An 18,742-nucleotide genomic window follows, 5' to 3' on the forward strand; every position below is an offset into this window, starting at 1 on the left:
AGCAACATAATCTGCCCCCATCTAGTGTTAAAACGGATGAGAGAAATAATTCATGCTAGCACCTACTACGATTGATATTACTGAAGCAAACCTACACCAGGCCTTAGAACAATCCATGGCCGTGCCGGTACTGTTCTACTTTTGGTCCGAACGCAGCCAGCATTGTCTGCAACTGACGCCAGTGCTGGATAAACTGGCCGCAGAGTATGCCGGTCAATTCATTCTGGCTCGTGTCGACTGCGATGCAGAGCAGATGGTGGCGTCACAGTTTGGTTTACGCTCAATTCCGGCGGTTTATCTGTTTAAAGACGGTCAACCGGTGGATGGCTTCCAAGGACCACAGCCGGAAGAGGTTATCCGCGAGCTATTACAACGGGTATTGCCGAAACCTGAAGAATTGAAAGTTGCCGAAGCCGCACAATTGTTAAGCGAAGGCAAAGTGCAAGAAGCACTGCCACTGCTGAAAGATGCCTGGGCGCTGAGTGGGCAAAACAGTGAAATTGGCCTGCAACTGGCTGAAGTGCAAATTCAGTTGAACCGCAGTGAAGATGCTGAAACGGTGCTGGCAACCATTCCACTGCAAGACCGTGATACCCGTTATCAAGGGCTGATTGCTCAGATTGAGTTGCTCAAACAAGCTGCCGACACGCCAGAGATCCAACAGTTACAACAGCAATTGACTGAGCAGCCTGATAACGTCGAACTCGCGGTGCAATTGGCGCTACAACTGCATCAGGTTGGCCGCAATGAAGAGGCTTTAGAGCTGTTGCTGAGCCATTTGAAGAAAGATCTGGCTGCCGCGAACGGTACTGCACGTAAGACATTAATGGATATTTTAGCTGCACTAGGCACCGGCGATGCACTGGCCGCCAAATATCGTCGTCAACTTTACTCATTACTGTACTGACAGCGAAAGTTAATCGCCATAACCTTTTTGGCGATCCCTTATTTGCTACTGCGCGGGGGCATCCCGCGCGGTTTTATTCTGCCCCAGCCAAGTTTTTTCTCATTTACACGCTTTTACCTGCCTTTAGTTAGGCATTTAACCACCGGTCACGTAATATTAAGAAACAAATATCATTGCTGACAGGAAGTTAAATATGTTTACGGTCATCCCTGTTCTTATCGTTGTAGCCCTGATTGTGGTGTTTTCCTCAATCAAAATTGTTCCACAAGGTTTTCAGTGGACTGTCGAGCGTTTTGGTCGTTATACCAAAACCCTGATGCCAGGCTTGAACATCGTTGTGCCATTTATGGATCGTGTTGGTCGCAAAATCAATATGATGGAACAAGTCTTGGATATCCCATCCCAGGAGATCATTTCCCGCGATAACGCCAACGTAGCAATTGATGCAGTCTGCTTTATCCAGGTTATTGACCCAGTAAAAGCAGCTTATGAAGTCAGCAATTTGGAATCGGCCATCATCAATTTGACCATGACCAACTTCCGTACTGTTTTAGGTTCTATGGAGCTGGATGAAATGTTGTCCCAACGTGACAACATCAACGGCCGCCTGTTGCATATTGTTGATGAAGCCACCAACCCGTGGGGCATTAAAGTGACTCGTATTGAAGTCCGTGATGTGCGCCCACCGGCTGAATTGATTTCTGCGATGAATGCTCAGATGAAAGCGGAACGTACTAAACGTGCTGATATTCTGGAAGCCGAAGGGGTTCGTCAGGCCGCAATTTTGCGTGCTGAAGGTGAGAAGCAATCACAGATTCTGAAAGCTGAAGGTGAACGTCAATCCGCATTCTTGCAAGCAGAAGCCCGTGAGCGTGGTGCTGAAGCTGAAGCTCAAGCTACCAGAATGGTTTCTGAGGCTATTGCTGCCGGTGACATTCAAGCCATTAACTACTTTGTGGCACAGAAATATACCGACGCACTGCAACACATCGGCTCCGCCAATAACAGCAAAGTCATTATGATGCCGCTAGAAGCCAGCAGCCTGATGGGTGCTATCGGTGGAATTGCAGAACTGATTGGCGAGAGTAAAAACAGCCGAGGTAAATAACCATGCTGGAGGAAATTGCCGCGAATCCAAGTTGGTTTTGGCTATCCCTCGGCGGGCTGCTTCTGGCCGCCGAGATGCTAGGTGCCAGTGGTTATATGCTGTGGAGCGGCGTTGCCGCCGTAGTCGTGGGCGCGTTAGTCTGGCTATTTCCCTTTAGCTGGGAGATGCAAGGCGTGCTATTTTCCGTCCTGACGGTGGTTGCTGCATTCCTGTGGTGGTATTGGCTGAGTAAACGCATCAAACCACAACCTGCCATGCTGAATCAACGTACCCATCAGCTATTGGGTACGCGAGCCACATTGACCGAACCGACTATTGATGGTTTTGGTCGCATGCGGGTTGGTGACAGTAGCTGGCGTATTTATTGCGCGACCGAACTGGGTGTTGGTACCGAAGTTGAAGTGATATTCGTGGAAGGCAATACCTTGCATGTCCGCGCCATCCCTCAGTAATACCTATATTATCGTCAGTAGCATATTGACCGGCAGGCCGTCAGTTGAGCGGCCTGTCAGTTAACTAACAACTGTTTCACCCCCCACAACCATCTGTTTGTTAACAACTTTCTCCTTATCATCGCCAGCCTGCTTAGCTGCCGAATGACAACATCCCGACAAATTATTGATAATCGGGCAATCTGCGCCATCATCCCCTGGGCACTCATCTGCCAACGCTAACAAGCGCAAGCGCATCTGGTTAAGATCATCAATATGTTGCTCGATTTCCGCAACCTTTAGTAGCGTCGCCGCTTTCACATCCGCGCTGTGGCGGGCCGGGTTATGAAATAATGCCAGTAACTCGCGACATTCATCCAGTGTAAAGCCAACCTGCCGTGCCTGACGTAGCAGTGTTAACTCTTCAATGTGTTTGGCACTGTAGCTGCGATAGCCGTTATCAGTGCGGATAGGCGGTGTCAGCAGTTTTTTTTCTTCGTAGAAACGTATGGCTTTGCTAGTTAAACCGGTTTTTTTTGCCACATCGCTTATGTTCATACTTCCCCCTTGACCTTCCCCTTGCTGGAAGGTTTAACCTCCATAATTAGTGAAAATAACGATGTCAGTCAAGCGGAATAAAACCTGTACAGCTTAAGGTTATGGATAAATCCATTATCAGCGACAATAAGCGATGTGACTGGGATTACCGACTAAACTTATCCCGACGAAATGAACGGATAAGTGGTTACTCGATAAGGAGTTAATTATGTTGCAAACCACAGTGCTGGCCTTGCATGGTCTTTCCTGTATGAATTGTGCCAAGCGAGTGAAGACCGCCTTAGAAAGTCGTGAAGATATTCATCATGCTGAAGTCGACGTTAACTATGCCAAAGTGACCGGTGAAGCCGATATCAACACGCTGATTGATACTGTCAAACAAGCCGGTTATCAGGCAGAAGCAGCCCAAACACCCGATACACAATTACAGCTCTCAGGCTTAAGTTGCGGTCATTGTACTGAAGCTACACGCAAAGCGCTGGAAGCCGTTCCCGGTGTGATTGCGGCCGTGGTAAGTGTGGATAGCGCGAAAGTGTATGGCAAAGCTGATCCGCAGGTGCTGATTAATGCCGTGGAACAGGCGGGTTATCACGCCGCACTGCCAGGTGCCCTATCCCCAAAAACTGAGCCGCTGACTCACTCAGCCCCATCTCAGCCGGAATATCAGGCAGCGGCCTCTTCAACTATTCCGGCAGTAACACCTGAGATTAATAAAACAGAGACCGCTAACCCAACCACAGCGGTAGATATCGATAGCGTCCAGTTATTACTAACCGGAATGAGCTGTGCCAGTTGCGTATCCAAAGTACAACATGCTCTGGAAGGGGTTGATGGGGTTGAGGTTGCGCGCGTCAATTTGGCGGAACGTAGCGCGTTAGTCACCGGTAACCCAAGCAATGAAGCCTTAATCGCAGCCGTCAAAAATGCCGGTTATGGTGCAGAAATTATTGAAGACGAAGGCGAGCGCCGCGCACGTCAGCAACAGATGTCCCAAGCCAGTATGAAGCGCTTCCAATGGCAAGCAGCGCTGGGCCTGCTGTTGGGTATCCCACTGATGGGATGGGGGTTATTCGGCGGCAGTATGACGCTAACGCCAGAAACCCAGACGCCGTGGCTTATTGTCGGGGTGATTACTCTGCTGGTGATGATATTTGCGGGTGGCCATTTCTATCGCAACGCCTGGATCAGCCTGAAAAATGGCAGTGCCACCATGGATACCTTAGTGGCACTAGGTACCGGAGCGGCGTGGCTCTATTCCATTACGGTGAATATCTGGCCGGATGTTTTCCCGATGGAGGCGCGCCACCTCTATTATGAAGCCAGCGCCATGATAATCGGTTTGATTAACCTTGGTCATGCGATGGAACAACGCGCCAGACAGCGCTCATCTAATGCGTTGGAGCGACTGCTGGACCTGGCACCACCGACAGCACGGCGGGTATCTGACGACGGCGAGCAAGTGATCCCTCTGGCTGAGGTCCAATTGGGCATGACCTTGCGTCTGACTACCGGTGACCGAGTACCGGTTGATGGTGAAATTGTGCAGGGCGAAGTGTGGATGGACGAAGCCATGCTGACCGGCGAACCTATCCCACAACAAAAATCAGCAGGTGATGTGGTACATGCAGGTACCCAAGTAGAGGATGGGTCGGTACTGTTCCGCGCCAATGCCATTGGTAGCCAAACTACACTGGCTCGCATCATCAAACTGGTTCGTCAGGCGCAAAGCAGTAAACCAGAAATCGGCAAATTGGCGGACCGAATCTCGGCGGTATTTGTGCCAACCGTGGTGGCAATTGCTGTTATCGCCGGGCTGATTTGGTATTTCCTCGGTCCACAGCCTCAGTTGGTGTACACCCTGGTGGTTGCTACCACAGTGCTCATTATCGCTTGTCCCTGCGCGCTTGGACTGGCGACGCCGATGTCTATCATCTCTGGCGTCGGGCGGGCGGCCGAGTTTGGTGTTTTGGTACGTGATGCCGATGCATTGCAGCAAGCCAGTAATCTCGATACGTTGGTGTTCGACAAAACCGGCACACTAACGGAAGGTCACCCGCAAGTGGTGGCAATTCATACCTTTAACGGTGTCAGCGAACAACAAGCGCTGGAATGGGCCGCAGCACTAGAAACCGGCTCTAATCACCCATTGGCTCGCGCTATTTTGCAACGTGCCGAAGGGCTGACGCTGGCTACCGTCAGTCAGTTCCGCACCTTACGTGGCTTGGGTGTCAGTGGTGAAGTTGACGGCATTCCTTTGTTGCTAGGGAACAACCGCCTGCTGGAGGAACAGAGCATTGATACCCGTGAGTTGCAATCACTCATGCAGCAGCAAGCTGAAAGTGGTGCTACCCCGGTTATCCTCAGCGCGATGGGTAAACCCGCGGCACTGCTGTCGATCCGCGACCCACTGCGCAGCGACAGTGTCAGCGCTCTGCAACGGTTGCATCAACTGGGATACAGTCTGGTGATGTTAACCGGTGATAACCCAATTACCGCCAATGCCATTGCCAAAGAAGCCGGTATTGATCAGGTGATCGCGGGTGTATTGCCGGAGGGTAAAGCTGAGGCTATCAAGCAACTGCAAGCCGCCGGACATAAAGTGGCGATGATTGGTGATGGTATCAATGATGCCCCTGCACTGGCACAAGCGGATGTTGGGATTGCCATGGGTGGTGGTAGTGATATCGCGATTGAAACTGCGGCTATCACGCTAATGCGCCACAGTCTGCATGGGGTTGCGGATGCCGTGGAGCTTGCCAAAGCAACATTGCGCAATATGAAGCAAAACCTATTGGGTGCGTTTTTCTACAACGCACTGGGTATTCCGATTGCTGCGGGAATTCTGTTCCCGTTCACCGGAACATTACTTAGCCCGGTGGTGGCAGGGGCGGCCATGGCGCTGTCATCCATTACCGTAGTCAGCAACGCTAACCGTTTACTGCGTTTTAAACCTAAGCAGTAAGCGCTCCTGATATCCCCAAAGTCATTGGCGTTGCAGGTAGGCTCAGCGATGGGCCGAGTAACAAGAGCAGCTAACCCCCTGCGGCTTCAAGTACAAAGGGTATAGCCTAATGGCGCACAACACTTTCATGTGCGCCATTTAGCGTTTAGCATGTTAAGAAATGCTAAAAAGGGAACCACATGGATATGGGCCAATTATTACGCCACATCGCACGATTTCTCGGTATCCTAACACCGGCGACCTACCCCTATCCGGCGTTGGATATCACCTTACCCGGTGAACGCCACTTCCATATGGTTGGCAGTATTCATATGGGAACCGAGAACATGTTCCCCCTCCCCCACGAATTACTGAATAAATTGAATCAGGCTGATGCACTTATTGTCGAAGCTGATATCACCGACACCTCCTCACCTTTTGGTACCGATACCCTCAGCGAAGCATTAATCGATAGATTACCTGAGGAGCAATATCAGCAACTGTTACAGCGCTGCGAAGAGCTGAGCACTGATCCGCACTCGATGGCCTTTCTACCGGCATGGCAGGTCGCCTTAATGCTTCAGGCTCGCCAGGCTCAACGTCTGGGATTGCGTGGGGAATACGGCATCGATTATCAATTATTGAAAGCGGCAGCAGCACAAGAAAAAAGTGTTATAGAGTTGGAAGGAACACAAATGCAACTCGATTTACTGGAGACATTACCTGATAACGGCATGTCTTTACTGCTTGATACTCTGACCCATTGGCACACCAACGCACGCCTGCTGCAAACCATGATTGGCTGGTGGCTGGAACATCCCCCCACCAATGACCTAACCACACTGGCGCCAACTTTTAGCCAAAATCTATACGATGTGCTGATGATTCAACGGAATAAATGCTGGCAGCAGCAACTAGAACATCTGCCAGCCGGGCGTTATGTGGTCGCGGTCGGTGCACTGCATCTGTATGGCGAGGGTAATCTTCCTGATTTGTTGCAACTCAGCGAGCAGTAATCACCAATAAAAGTAAAAAAATGGCCGATATCGCTATCGGCCAGTCAAAGAGGAATTTTCATTATTTTAGTTATTAAGCGCCCACACTCCTTGCGGATAATATGAGCTGCAGGTACAGGGTAGCAACCTGACGATTAGATTAGCAACTTACATTCATCATAACTCCGGCAATCCATCATGATGCCATTGATTTTATTAGGTTAATTTTTAACTCTATCGCAATGATTGGGTGTAGGATAATCCACTGGAATAAATTTTCATTTTTAATTGGACGTTTATTATGACACCTGCAGTCGTTTTGCTGGAAAAACAAAAAGTTCCGTTCACATTACATCCTTATCACCATGACGCAGCAGAAACCAACTTTGGCGATGAAGCCGTTAAAAAGTTGGGGCTTAATGCTGATCAGGTTTATAAAACCTTGCTGGTCGCCTTGAATGGTGATGCCAAAAATTTGGCGGTTGCCGTTACCCCTGTCGCCACCCAGCTTGATCTGAAAAAAGTTGCGCGTGCTTTGGGTGCCAAAAAGGCGGAGATGGCTGACCCACAATTGGCGCAGCGCACCACCGGTTATTTAGTCGGTGGTATCAGTCCATTAGGGCAGAAAAAGCGCTTACCGACGGTTATCGATAGCTTGGCACAGGCGTATGCCACTATATTCGTTTCTGGCGGAAAGCGGGGGTTAGATATTGAATTGGCTGCAACAGATTTATGCCAGTTGCTACAAGGCAGCTTTGCCGATATTGCTAAGCGCGATTAATTAATTTATTGCATTACAAACCCGCACCGCGCTGCCTATATCTCATGCAATTCACCAGAAGCCTCCACTGCCAAATGGAGGCTTCTGGCTTCACGCCTTACTTATAAACAATCTCGCCTTTCGGCTGATACTGACTGGCATCCAGCGGAGAGTGCTTTTCAATATACTGTTTTAACACTTCAGCATCGATAAAACCGGTGTTCACATAGCCCGGTAAGGTATCGATTTTCGGGTAGCCATCGCCGCCTAATGCATTAAAATTCAGGGTAGCCAGACGATACATTTTATTCGGGTCTAATGGCTTACCCTGTATTTTTACGTTACTGACGCCATTACCATCAGCGACCAAGCTGACATTGGCAAATTGTGCATAAGCACCTGAATCGACTTTTTTATTCGCCACCACAGCCAGATACTTCTCGACCTCGCTGCCTTTCATATCGGCGTAAACCAATGTATTACCAAATGGCTGGACCTTAAGCACATCTTTATACGTGATATCACCGGCATCGATAGAATCACGCACCCCACCACCACTCATCACCGCGAAGTCTGCACCCGCTCGTTCCATTTGCGCAGCCAATAACATCCGCGCCAGGTTGGTTTGTTCGAAACGAACCTTGCTACGATCACCTTCTAGCTTGCCATTGACACTGCCAACTTTAATATCCAACTGCGCCTTACCTTGCTCTTCAAAAGGCGTAAGTAGCTTCAGCATCGATGGATCTTGCGCAATCTCCTGGGTATAAAAGACCCGCTCACTGGTACCATCAGCCTTCTCAACTTTTTTCTTTAAATTGATTGGAATTAACTGATAACTCACCAGTTTCAACTCACCATTGCGGAATTTAAAATCAGCACGACCAACATATTTACCCCACTCATGAGCTTGAACAATCCAGGTTCCGTTCTGACGATCAGGCGCACAAGGTGTACCGGGAACATAATCAGCCTGCTTATGGTTCTCACTGGCCATACAAACCGGATCTTGCGAGTGACCACCCACTATCATATCTAAATAGCCTGCGGGGAGGCTGCGAGCCATCTCTACATCACCTGGAGCATTCGAACCATGCTTGCCATCATCGTAATGCCCCATATGGGTAGCGGCGATGATAATGTCAGGCTTATCGGTCTTTCGCAGTTGATCGACGACTTGTTTTGCTTCAACGGCCGGGACATGGAATTCAATATCGGTGAAATACTCGGGATTCCCGATCTTGGCAGTATCATCAGTCGTTAAACCAATTACCGCAATTTTCACCCCTTGCTTATCAAACAAGGCATAAGGCTTAAATAAGCGTTGTTGCGTACTTTTCTGGTAGATATTGGCCGATAACAACGGGAAAGTTGCCCACTTCTCTTGTTGTCGCAGCACACTCAATGGATTATCAAATTCGTGATTGCCGATGGCCATCGCGTCGTAACCGACTAGGTTCATACCACGAAAATCAGGCTCCGCATCTTGCAAATCAGACTCAGGCACGCCGGTGTTGATGTCCCCACCTGACAGCAGTAGTAGACTTCCGCCCTCGGCTGCAACTTGTTTGCGAATACTATCAACGACAGTTTTCTGTGCCGCTAAACCATATTCGCCGTGATCGTTTTGCCAGAAATGCCCATGGTGATCATTAGTGTGCAATATAGTGATATCGTAAGTTTTATCTTTTTCCCAGGCAGCAGCCCATCCCGGTGCAAACGCCAGCGACACAGCCAAGGCACATGCTGTGGTCGGTAATGAAAAACGCATGGCAAATCTCCATGTAGTCGTTAAAAACCGGCCTGATAAATCCCGGTTTAATGAGTGAAAAGAGTGTAATGCATATCAATAGCACGATAAATCAACACCATACCGTGACGCCGTAGGCATTGTAATGTGATGATGTATGCATGAATTTCATAACTTTGGAATATATATCAAATTATGTCAGATGTAGTAAAAATCATTCGATCTGCATAATATGTATTCGTTACCAACATATTATTAACAGTGAAATTATTAGGCGAATACTCACTATGACCGATCGTTCTGAGACTGGATTCCAGCCCTCCGTTAATGCCGCTGTAAAACGCACATCCTTCTCTATTCTGGGGGCTATCAGCGTATCTCATCTACTCAACGATATGATCCAATCGTTGATTCTAGCGATTTATCCTTTATTACAAGCCGAGTTTTCACTGAGTTTTACTCAGATAGGGCTAATCACGCTCACTTACCAGCTTACTGCATCACTACTGCAACCCCTGATAGGGCTGTATACCGATAAGCACCCCCAACCTTACTCTTTGCCTATTGGTATGGGTTTTACCTTATCAGGCATATTGCTGCTGGCGGTGGCAACCACTTTCCCTGTGGTTTTATTGGCAGCAGCGCTGGTTGGCACCGGCTCATCGGTATTCCATCCTGAGTCATCACGGGTCGCGCGCATGGCATCCGGTGGTCGCCATGGCCTGGCTCAGTCAGTTTTTCAAGTCGGGGGCAACTTCGGTAGCGCTCTCGGCCCACTATTAGCTGCAATTCTTATCGCTCCTTATGGTAAAGGCAATGTCGGCTGGTTCTCTCTCGCAGCCTTACTGGCCATTGTGGTGCTATTGCAAGTCAGTAAGTGGTATCAGCAACAGCAAAGAGCAACACATGGCAAAGTGATAAAAACCTCATCGGCAAAATTACTGCCTAAAAAGACGGTTATTAAGACGTTAGTTATTTTAATGGTGCTGATATTCTCTAAATACTTCTACTTGACCAGCATTAGCAGCTATTACACCTTTTATTTGATGCATAAGTTCGGTGTTTCAGTACAAAACGCCCAAATACATTTATTTGTGTTCTTATTCGCAGTCGCCGCTGGCACCATAATTGGCGGTCCTCTTGGTGATCGGATAGGGCGAAAATATGTTATTTGGGGGTCAATACTGGGTGTAGCGCCATTTACCCTTATTTTACCGTATGCTTCGTTGTATTGGATGGGGGTTTTAACCGTAATCATTGGCGTCATCCTCGCATCAGCCTTCTCTGCAATACTGGTGTATGCCCAAGAGTTGATCCCAGGGAAAGTGGGGATGGTATCCGGTCTATTCTTCGGTTTTGCTTTCGGTATGGGTGGGTTAGGTGCGGCTGTACTAGGGTATGTTGCTGATTTAACCAGTATTGAGCTGGTTTACCAAATATGTGCATTCCTGCCATTACTGGGGATATTTACTGCCTTATTGCCCAATATAGAAGATAAGTAATAGTAATAACCTTATAATCCCGACTGAGACTAGCACTTCAGTCGGGAGAGTCCCCTGTGTAATCGTGACAAAAACAGCAAGTCCCCCACAAATAACCACTTCAAACAATTTCCATGCCAAACCAGACTTTTATCGATAAAAAATGAATTTTTATCGCGCATTGATCGCATAAATACAATAAACTGATGTTATTGCTGTGAAATGCTTGCTGCTCCACATATCCCAATACTCATCCAAAAGGCGGCAAGCGCGTGATAAATCTGTTGGGAGTGGATTTAAACGCTCCTTGCAGCGGCCTCGCAGAGATGGGCCAAGTAATAAACGTAGCCAACACACCTGCAATTTGAAAGATGGCGGGTATAACGAGAAGGAGTCTGGATGCACCACTCAACACCCTTAATCACCACGATCGTCGGAGGCCTTGTTCTCGCCTTCCTCTTGGGTTCCCTGGCCCACCGCCTACGCATCTCACCACTGGTGGGATACCTTGCCGCAGGGGTGCTTGCCGGGCCATTCACGCCGGGTTTTGTTGCTGATACTTCATTAGCTCCCGAACTGGCTGAAATCGGTGTTATTTTGTTGATGTTTGGTGTCGGACTTCACTTCTCGCTTAAAGACCTCCTCGCAGTAAAAGCAATCGCCATCCCCGGAGCCGTGACACAAATAGCCGTTGCTACTCTGCTAGGTATGGGCTTGTCTCATTTATTAGGCTGGGATTTAGTCACCGGCTTGGTCTTTGGGTTATGTCTGTCAACCGCCAGTACCGTGGTATTACTGCGCGCACTGGAAGAACGGCAACTGATTGATAGTCAGCGAGGGCAGATTGCTATCGGCTGGTTGATTGTTGAAGATTTGGCAATGGTACTGACATTAGTGTTATTACCCGCATTTGCCGGAGTCATGGGCAACGAAACCACGAGCCTGAGCCAACTGTTTACAGAGCTAGCGATTACTATTGGTAAAGTGATCGCTTTCATAACCTTAATGATTGTCGTCGGTCGTCGGCTGGTGCCCTGGATACTGGCTAAAACAGCCAGTACTGGCTCGCGAGAACTCTTTACTCTAGCAGTCTTAGTCTTGGCGCTTGGGATAGCCTACGGCGCTGTAGGGTTGTTTGACGTATCATTTGCTCTCGGCGCATTCTTCGCAGGAATGGTATTAAACGAATCTGAGCTGAGCCACCGTGCCGCACAAGATACCTTGCCGCTGCGTGATGCCTTTGCCGTGCTGTTCTTTGTTTCAGTCGGCATGTTATTCGATCCGATGATTTTGCTACGAGAACCCTTAGCAGTGTTAGCGTCATTGACCATCATTATCTTCGGTAAATCGGTGGCAGCTTTCATTCTGGTGCGGCTGTTTGGCCACTCAAAACGCACAGCACTCACTATTTCCGTTAGCCTGGCCCAAATTGGGGAGTTCGCCTTTATTCTGGCGGGGCTGGGTATTTCTCTTGGTTTAATGTCTGAACATGGCCGTAATCTGGTACTGGCGGGAGCGATTCTGTCTATTATGCTCAACCCGTTACTTTTCACCTTGCTAGATCGCTATTTAGCCAAAAATGAGACGATGGAAGATCTTATTCTGGAAGAGGCGGTAGAAGAGGAAAAACAGATACCTGTAGATTTATGCAATCATGCATTATTGGTGGGATATGGCCGGGTTGGCAGCTTATTAGGGGCAAAACTTCATGCGGAAGGCATCCCGCTGGTCGTCGTAGAAAATTCGCGCCCGCGAGTGGAAGCACTCCGTGAACAAGGTATTAATGCGGTATTAGGTAATGCTGCAAGCGCAGATATTATGTCACTGGCGCGTCTGGATTGCGCCCGTTGGTTATTGCTGACCATACCAAATGGCTACGAAGCCGGTGAAATAGTCGCATCAGCCAGAATTAAGCGGCCAGACCTTGAGATAATCGCCCGCGCCCATTATGACGATGAAGTGGTTTATATCTCAGACCGTGGCGCTAACCAGGTTGTTATGGGGGAGCGCGAAATCGCCAACAGCATGCTTAATATGCTGAAAATAGAAACGCTGACTGAAGAAGATAAAATGCCAGTTTGCCCAATTTAAAATTATATCTGTGTTTATAATTGAAGTTCTATACCCTAAATAATTCGAGTTGCGGGAAGGCAGCAACTAAGCAAATCCCCAGAAGCTTACACGAGTAAGTGACTGGGGTGACAAATCTGCCGGGAGCAGATTTGAACGCTGCTTGCAGCGGCCTCGCCTTGCGAGGCCCAAGGATGGGCTGAGTAATGAGAGCAGCCAACACACCTGCAACTTAAAGTATGACGGGTATCTTACCGCTCCCAGTAAGACTCTTCTAAACTATCTTCCCGTTCAGGCAAGCCACGTGTTAAACGCGGCGAATGCTGGTTTAATACCTGATAACTGACCCGATTGGCGTATTTACACACTTGTGCCAGGGAGGAGTAGCTAAGGTAACTACGCACATGTTTGCTAGAGTTCGGAACATTATTACGATGATAGCCATTCGCCGCAATATCATGCAGCACAGCGGATAATGCACCATCCCCTGCCCCGTTGGTATTCATTATTTTCTCAGGCCCGCCCATATAAGGGGCAATGTGAGAATAGATACGTAATGGATGATCACAATGCGCTTGGCGCATTGCCCGGCTAAATTCATACAAGTTAAATTCTGCGATAGCGCCAGGTAATAATGGATGCTGTGTTTGGCGCTTATTCGCCTCTTCGGTATATCCTGCCATATAAAGCCCATTCGGGCCGGCAGTACAAAGCACTAAATCCACCCAATTCAATGCCATGTTAGAAGCCATCAACGGATCATTCAGGCCCGTCAGTTCATAAGCCTCATCTTCATTCATCGCTAATATAGAAACATGCTCGTTGAGAAAATCACGCCACCACTGCGGATTATCTGCAATAACATATTTCGTCCCCAGGGTCATCACGACCGGAACATCATGCTTCTTCGCATAGCTGATGGCTTGCATTGTGGCAGCAGGCATCGGCTCATCCGGCTTACAACGCACCAGATAAGCAGTCAGCACCAGAGCAGAAGCTCCTGCAATCACATCTTCAGGAATACTTTCAGGACGTAGCTGATTCATTTGCCCGGGACTGATAGCAAAAGTCCGCTCACCATTATCACTAATCAAAGTAAAGCAGCGGCCAATAGCACCATCAACTGCCTGCAAATAATTCAGGTCAGTGCGACTTGAGGTATTACACAGATAGCGATAGGCATAACTTCCGATCTTAATATTGCTACACATGGTGCCCAACAGGATGGAACGATCATCAGCAAGGACAGAATAGTTGTGTAAGGTATTACCAATGGTACCGCCAGCAAACTCATGAGTAATCAACCCATTAGCAGTTAGTTCCTGATAAAGGTTTTCAGCGATATCATCTTCAATCACTAAAGAGTGCCCTTGGCTCAGACCATAACGGGCAATAAAGCTCTCATCAACCTTGGCTTCAATATCAACCAACGTCTGGTCAATGCCAACGATATAAGAGGTACTCACTTCATTTTCAGTCTGCGCCGGTTGCAATAAAGGGTCACGGGCATTCACCGGAAAGTAGTGCTTAGATTTGCGTTTACCAGGAAATTTCATTGTTTTGAGTTACAAATTGAAATGGGAAGATAAGGGATTTTAGCATATGTAAGCATGAATTTAGCGGGCATAACCATTAGGATTTGATTGTTGCCAGTTCCATGCATCCTTTATCATTTCCGTTAGGTTCCTCTTAGCTTTCCAATCTAATTCTTTGAGCGCGAGTTCAGTACTTGCCCAGCACTCCGCGATATCACCAGCCCGACGCGCCGTTATTTCATAGGGGATTTTTTTGCCCGAAATGCGTTCAAATTCACTCACCATCTGAAGTACTGAATATCCTACACCTGACCCCAGATTATAAACTTTGTACCCAGCAGTCAGCCGATTAAGTGCACAAACATGCCCATCAGCAAGATCCATAACATGAATATAATCACGTACGCCTGACCCATCGTTAGTCGGATAGTCATTACCATATACGGCTAATTTTGGCAGTTTACCAACCGCAACTTGAGTAATAAACGGCAACAGATTGTTTGGCTTTCCATTTGGATCCTCGCCAATCAAACCTGAAGGATGGGCGCCAACAGGATTAAAATAACGCAATGCTCTTATCGCAAACTCGGGGTGAGCAAAAGAGAAATCCTTCAATATCTGTTCAACCATGACTTTCGATGAACCATATGGATTGGTCGTGCCTCCAATACGCGCATCCTCGGTCAGTGGGATAAACTCAGGATCACCGTATACTGTGGCTGATGAGCTGAATATCAGCTTCGTTACACCTGCAATTAACATTTCTTCAAGTAGGGTGATAGAACCTGTAACGTTATTTTGATAATATTCTATAGGTTTAATCACTGACTCACCTACCGACTTTAGGCCAGCAAAGTGAATAACAGAATCAATACTGTGCTCTAAGAATATTTTTCTTAGGCAACTTTTGTCTAATACATCACCTTGGTAAAATGTAGCCGAGCAGCCAGCAATTTCGGAAACACGTAATAATGACTCAGCAGAAGCGTTAGATAAATTGTCTAATACAACAATATCTTCCCCTTGCTCCAATAATACTAATACCGTATGCGAGCCAATATAACCTGCACCACCAGTAACTAAAACAGTCATAATCTACCTTTAAAATGTAATGATTTAGAGTTTCATATTACGGCCCAAATATTATCTCTCTGCACTTATCTTTAACATTCTTTATATCGAATTTACTCTTTTGCATCTGTGCAGATTTGTAAAAGAAGTCATAATTTGAAAATATGGTATTGAGAGCACTTTCTAGGTTTTCTGTCGTGTTATTTATCAGAATACCATTTTGGTCGACTATTTCAGCACAACCCCCCACATTACTTATGATGATAGGTAGACTAGCACTGACCGCCTCAATCGCAGCCATTGGCAAACCTTCACTTTCAGATGTTAGCACAAACACATCATAGTCATTAAACCTGTTAAATCCTTTAATTTCCCCATAGAAATGAATGTTTTTATAACTGCTATATTCTTTCTCAAGTTCTTTATAATACTCACCATCTCCAACCATATCGAGATTAAAATGAGGATTAACGGCAGCAACTTTCAACATCAAATCAGGTCGTTTAGGATAAGCAAGTCGACATACATAAATTATTTTATTTTTACACGGCCGATCAGAACGTTCAATCAATGGTGTTATAGCATTAAGCTGGACCGCAATCTTTTCAGGTTTAATACCAATAATATTAACCGCCTTATCAGCATCACTTTGAGACACACACCAAATCACATCAGTAATATTTGAAAGCAGTTTTTCAATATAACAAAATATAAACTTTAACACATTGCCATTGTATATACATGACCAGCCATGTGAAACATACACGCCGCGAAAACGTAAAAATAAACGAGCCAGACGACTGTAAAGACCTGCATTAGCTGAACTTGAAACCACTACATCAATTTTATTATCCTTGAGCACCTTATATAAACAATAAATAGCTTTAATACTGGCCATTTTTCTAATCTCAGGGATGATAATAATTTTATCGCAAACTATAGCTTCTGTTAACCAGCCTGGTTCAGAGGTTATCAATATTATATTACAATCATCCTTAAGTAATTTAACTTGTTCTAAAACCCAACCTTGCGCACCACCAATTATTGATTTAGTGATTACGAATGCAATGTTTTTCATATTTTTTCCATAAGCGATAAAAACACCAACCTATTTATAAATGCCCCTAACCCCATTAATTAACATTAATAGACATGTTTTTTTTGTGATAGCTATTTTGCCAAGCCAAATCACAAATACCATCTGTTGGTTGAAAACCAACAGGAGCCTCTAATAATAAAGAGCGAATATATTCATAATCAAAGTCATTACAAGCACTTTCAATTGTACTGAGCAATACATTTAGTTTATCCCATTCAAGCATCACCTCAGTAGCAGTCATAATTCGGGGATGATAGGTATTTTGTACCGACTCTCCAATCAATAGCTCTTCGTATAATTTTTCACCTGGGCGCAAACCTGAAATTTCTATCGCAATATCACCATCAGGGTTTTCATCACTCTTAACTGAAAGCCCAGAAAGGTTGACCATGCGCTTAGCCAAGTCGATAATCTTAACAGGATCTCCCATATCTAATACAAACACATCGCCTCCTTGCCCCATTGCCCCAGCTTGAATAACCAGTTGTGCCGCTTCGGGGATAGTCATAAAGTAGCGGATAATATCTTTATGGGTGAGCGTGATTGGCCCCCCTTCAGCGATTTGTTTCTTAAATAGCGGAACAACAGAACCTGAGGAACCTAGAACATTGCCAAAACGTACCATGCAGAATTTTGTATGACATTGCTCATTAGATAATGCCTGCAATACAAGTTCAGCCATTCTCTTGGTGGCCCCCATGGTATTGGTTGGCCGCACCGCTTTATCAGTCGATATCAAAACAAACTTTTCGACTCCCGACTTAATGGCTGCCTTTGCACAAAATAGAGTGCCAAATATGTTATTTCTCACACCTTCAATAACATTATTCTCAACCAGTGGAACATGCTTATAAGCGGCAGCATGGTAGACAGTATTCACTTGAAAGTTAGTCATTACTTGCACTAGTCTACTTTCATTTTGAACTGAACCGAGTAATGCGACAAATTCCGAATCAATTTTATGGCTCCTGCATATTGCCGCTATATCATTTTCAATAGAATAAAGAGAGAATTCAGAGACATCAAAAAGAACCAATAATTGTGGTTTTTCAATAATTATTTGGCGACATAATTCAGAGCCAATTGAACCGCCAGCACCGGTTACCATAACGACCTTGCCAGTGATATTTTTGGCTAATAACTTTTCATCAGGTACAACTGGATCACGCCCCAATAATTCCTCAATTGAGACTTTCTTTAAACTGCTGATTTGTGCTCGGCCTTCAACTAAGTCCGACATACCAGGGATAGATAAGACTTCACAAGAAAGATTTTCTAGCTTACCAACCACAGCTTTACGCTGGCTTTGGCTAACACTTGGCATTGCAAGTAAGACTTTTTTAATACCGTAACGACCTATCAAATACTCAAGTTTCTCTGAAGGATAAACAGTAAATCCATGAATAACTGCTTTGTGTAACTTAGGATTATCATCAACAAACGCAATAGGAAAATATTCGCTAGCTTGCATTAAAGCAGGCAACAATTGCCGACCAGAAGCACCTGCGCCATAAATAACAACAGGAATTTGTCCTCTAACACCATAGTTCAGTAACATGCGGAAGAACAACCGAGAACCACAAATAAGGACTAACGAGAATACAAAGAACATGACTGATACTGTTCTTGGCAAGTAGACACCTAAGAAGTAGGAACCAAAAACAAGTAAACCCGTAGAAAGTATTACACCGACGAACACGGTAGTGACAATTTTCGCACTGACATAGCGAAGTACAGTACGGTACAACCCGAGTCGGATAAAGACTAAAAGCGTTGGCGGTATAATTACGGCCAATGCAGCCCATTGTTCAGTGCTGCTAAATGGACTATCAACATCCAGGCGAACCCAAAAAGCGCCCCAATATGCTAACCCGATGAGAGTAGCATCTAATAACAACATAATAATTCTTTTAACAGTTCTTGGTAAAGATAATAGAAATACGAGAAACATATAATACCTAATCCCAAGCCAGAAAACGCAATTCAAACTAATGACTATTTAAGAAAATTTAGTCAGAATTAAAATAAAACGCAAC

The 18,742-nt window shown here is 46.2% G+C and carries 14 protein-coding genes; 8 read left to right on the forward strand and 6 right to left on the reverse strand.

Annotated features, from left to right (window positions below):
* Positions 1 to 52: 52 nt before the first annotated feature.
* The 3 genes from V2A84_RS13430 to V2A84_RS13440 all read left to right on the forward strand — a co-directional run bounded on the left by V2A84_RS13430 (position 53) and on the right by V2A84_RS13440 (position 2,467).
* Positions 53 to 907: a co-chaperone YbbN gene (locus tag V2A84_RS13430; RefSeq protein ID WP_083159919.1), complete on the forward strand. Its 855-nt coding sequence runs from the start codon at positions 53 to 55 to the stop codon at positions 905 to 907.
* Between the two features lie 193 nt (positions 908 to 1,100).
* Positions 1,101 to 2,015, forward strand: a complete 915-nt coding sequence (locus V2A84_RS13435) for an SPFH domain-containing protein (protein WP_004704953.1) — start codon at positions 1,101 to 1,103, stop codon at positions 2,013 to 2,015.
* 2 nt (positions 2,016 to 2,017) lie between these two features.
* Positions 2,018 to 2,467 carry an NfeD family protein gene (locus V2A84_RS13440; RefSeq protein WP_083159921.1) on the forward strand — a complete coding sequence of 150 codons (450 nt, stop codon included), beginning with the start codon at positions 2,018 to 2,020 and terminating at the stop codon, positions 2,465 to 2,467.
* A 60-nt stretch (positions 2,468 to 2,527) separates the two neighbouring features.
* On the opposite strand, the gene cueR is transcribed toward V2A84_RS13440, so the two are convergent.
* Complete coding sequence (gene cueR / locus V2A84_RS13445; protein ID WP_083159923.1) at positions 2,528 to 3,004, reverse strand: Cu(I)-responsive transcriptional regulator; 477 nt, start codon at positions 3,002 to 3,004, stop codon at positions 2,528 to 2,530.
* Between the two features lie 208 nt (positions 3,005 to 3,212).
* Between cueR and copA the strand changes: the two genes are divergently transcribed.
* The 3 genes from copA to ybaK all read left to right on the forward strand — a co-directional run bounded on the left by copA (position 3,213) and on the right by ybaK (position 7,721).
* On the forward strand, positions 3,213 to 5,966 hold the full coding sequence (gene copA, locus V2A84_RS13450) for a copper-exporting P-type ATPase CopA (protein WP_442848916.1): 2,754 nt from the start codon (positions 3,213 to 3,215) through the stop codon (positions 5,964 to 5,966).
* A gap of 185 nt (positions 5,967 to 6,151) precedes the next feature.
* Positions 6,152 to 6,961 (forward strand): TraB/GumN family protein, encoded by an 810-nt coding sequence (locus tag V2A84_RS13455; protein ID WP_442849136.1) that lies wholly within the window; start codon positions 6,152 to 6,154, stop codon positions 6,959 to 6,961.
* 280 nt (positions 6,962 to 7,241) lie between these two features.
* A complete protein-coding gene (gene ybaK / locus V2A84_RS13460; RefSeq protein ID WP_083159927.1) occupies positions 7,242 to 7,721 on the forward strand; it encodes a Cys-tRNA(Pro)/Cys-tRNA(Cys) deacylase YbaK in 480 nt (159 codons plus the stop codon).
* Positions 7,722 to 7,818: 97 nt separating this feature from the next.
* Here the strand turns inward: ybaK and ushA are convergent, their stop codons facing one another.
* Positions 7,819 to 9,471 carry a bifunctional UDP-sugar hydrolase/5'-nucleotidase UshA gene (gene ushA / locus V2A84_RS13465; protein WP_083159929.1) on the reverse strand — a complete coding sequence of 551 codons (1,653 nt, stop codon included), beginning with the start codon at positions 9,469 to 9,471 and terminating at the stop codon, positions 7,819 to 7,821.
* 266 nt (positions 9,472 to 9,737) lie between these two features.
* On the opposite strand from ushA, the gene V2A84_RS13470 reads away from it, so the two are divergent.
* Both V2A84_RS13470 and ybaL read left to right on the forward strand, forming a co-directional pair.
* The gene (locus tag V2A84_RS13470) at positions 9,738 to 10,952 is read left to right on the forward strand and encodes an MFS transporter (RefSeq protein WP_083159931.1); all 1,215 of its coding nucleotides are present in this window, start codon (positions 9,738 to 9,740) and stop codon (positions 10,950 to 10,952) included.
* A 378-nt stretch (positions 10,953 to 11,330) separates the two neighbouring features.
* Positions 11,331 to 13,022: a YbaL family putative K(+) efflux transporter gene (gene ybaL / locus V2A84_RS13475; RefSeq protein WP_083159933.1), complete on the forward strand. Its 1,692-nt coding sequence runs from the start codon at positions 11,331 to 11,333 to the stop codon at positions 13,020 to 13,022.
* Between the two features lie 230 nt (positions 13,023 to 13,252).
* Here the strand turns inward: ybaL and V2A84_RS13480 are convergent, their stop codons facing one another.
* From V2A84_RS13480 to V2A84_RS13495, 4 genes are read right to left on the reverse strand one after another with little or no spacing between them, the layout of a single operon-like run.
* Positions 13,253 to 14,557 (reverse strand): inosine/guanosine kinase, encoded by a 1,305-nt coding sequence (locus V2A84_RS13480; RefSeq protein WP_083159935.1) that lies wholly within the window; start codon positions 14,555 to 14,557, stop codon positions 13,253 to 13,255.
* A gap of 60 nt (positions 14,558 to 14,617) precedes the next feature.
* Positions 14,618 to 15,628 carry a UDP-glucose 4-epimerase GalE gene (gene galE / locus V2A84_RS13485; RefSeq protein ID WP_083159937.1) on the reverse strand — a complete coding sequence of 337 codons (1,011 nt, stop codon included), beginning with the start codon at positions 15,626 to 15,628 and terminating at the stop codon, positions 14,618 to 14,620.
* A 37-nt stretch (positions 15,629 to 15,665) separates the two neighbouring features.
* Positions 15,666 to 16,685, reverse strand: a complete 1,020-nt coding sequence (locus V2A84_RS13490) for a glycosyltransferase (RefSeq protein ID WP_083159939.1) — start codon at positions 16,683 to 16,685, stop codon at positions 15,666 to 15,668.
* Positions 16,686 to 16,740: 55 nt separating this feature from the next.
* Positions 16,741 to 18,606: a polysaccharide biosynthesis protein gene (locus V2A84_RS13495; protein ID WP_442821162.1), complete on the reverse strand. Its 1,866-nt coding sequence runs from the start codon at positions 18,604 to 18,606 to the stop codon at positions 16,741 to 16,743.
* Between the last annotated feature and the right edge of the window lie 136 nt (positions 18,607 to 18,742).

The organism is Yersinia sp. 2553 StPb PI, from assembly GCF_052217105.1.
Taxonomy (GTDB): domain Bacteria; phylum Pseudomonadota; class Gammaproteobacteria; order Enterobacterales; family Enterobacteriaceae; genus Yersinia; species Yersinia enterocolitica_E.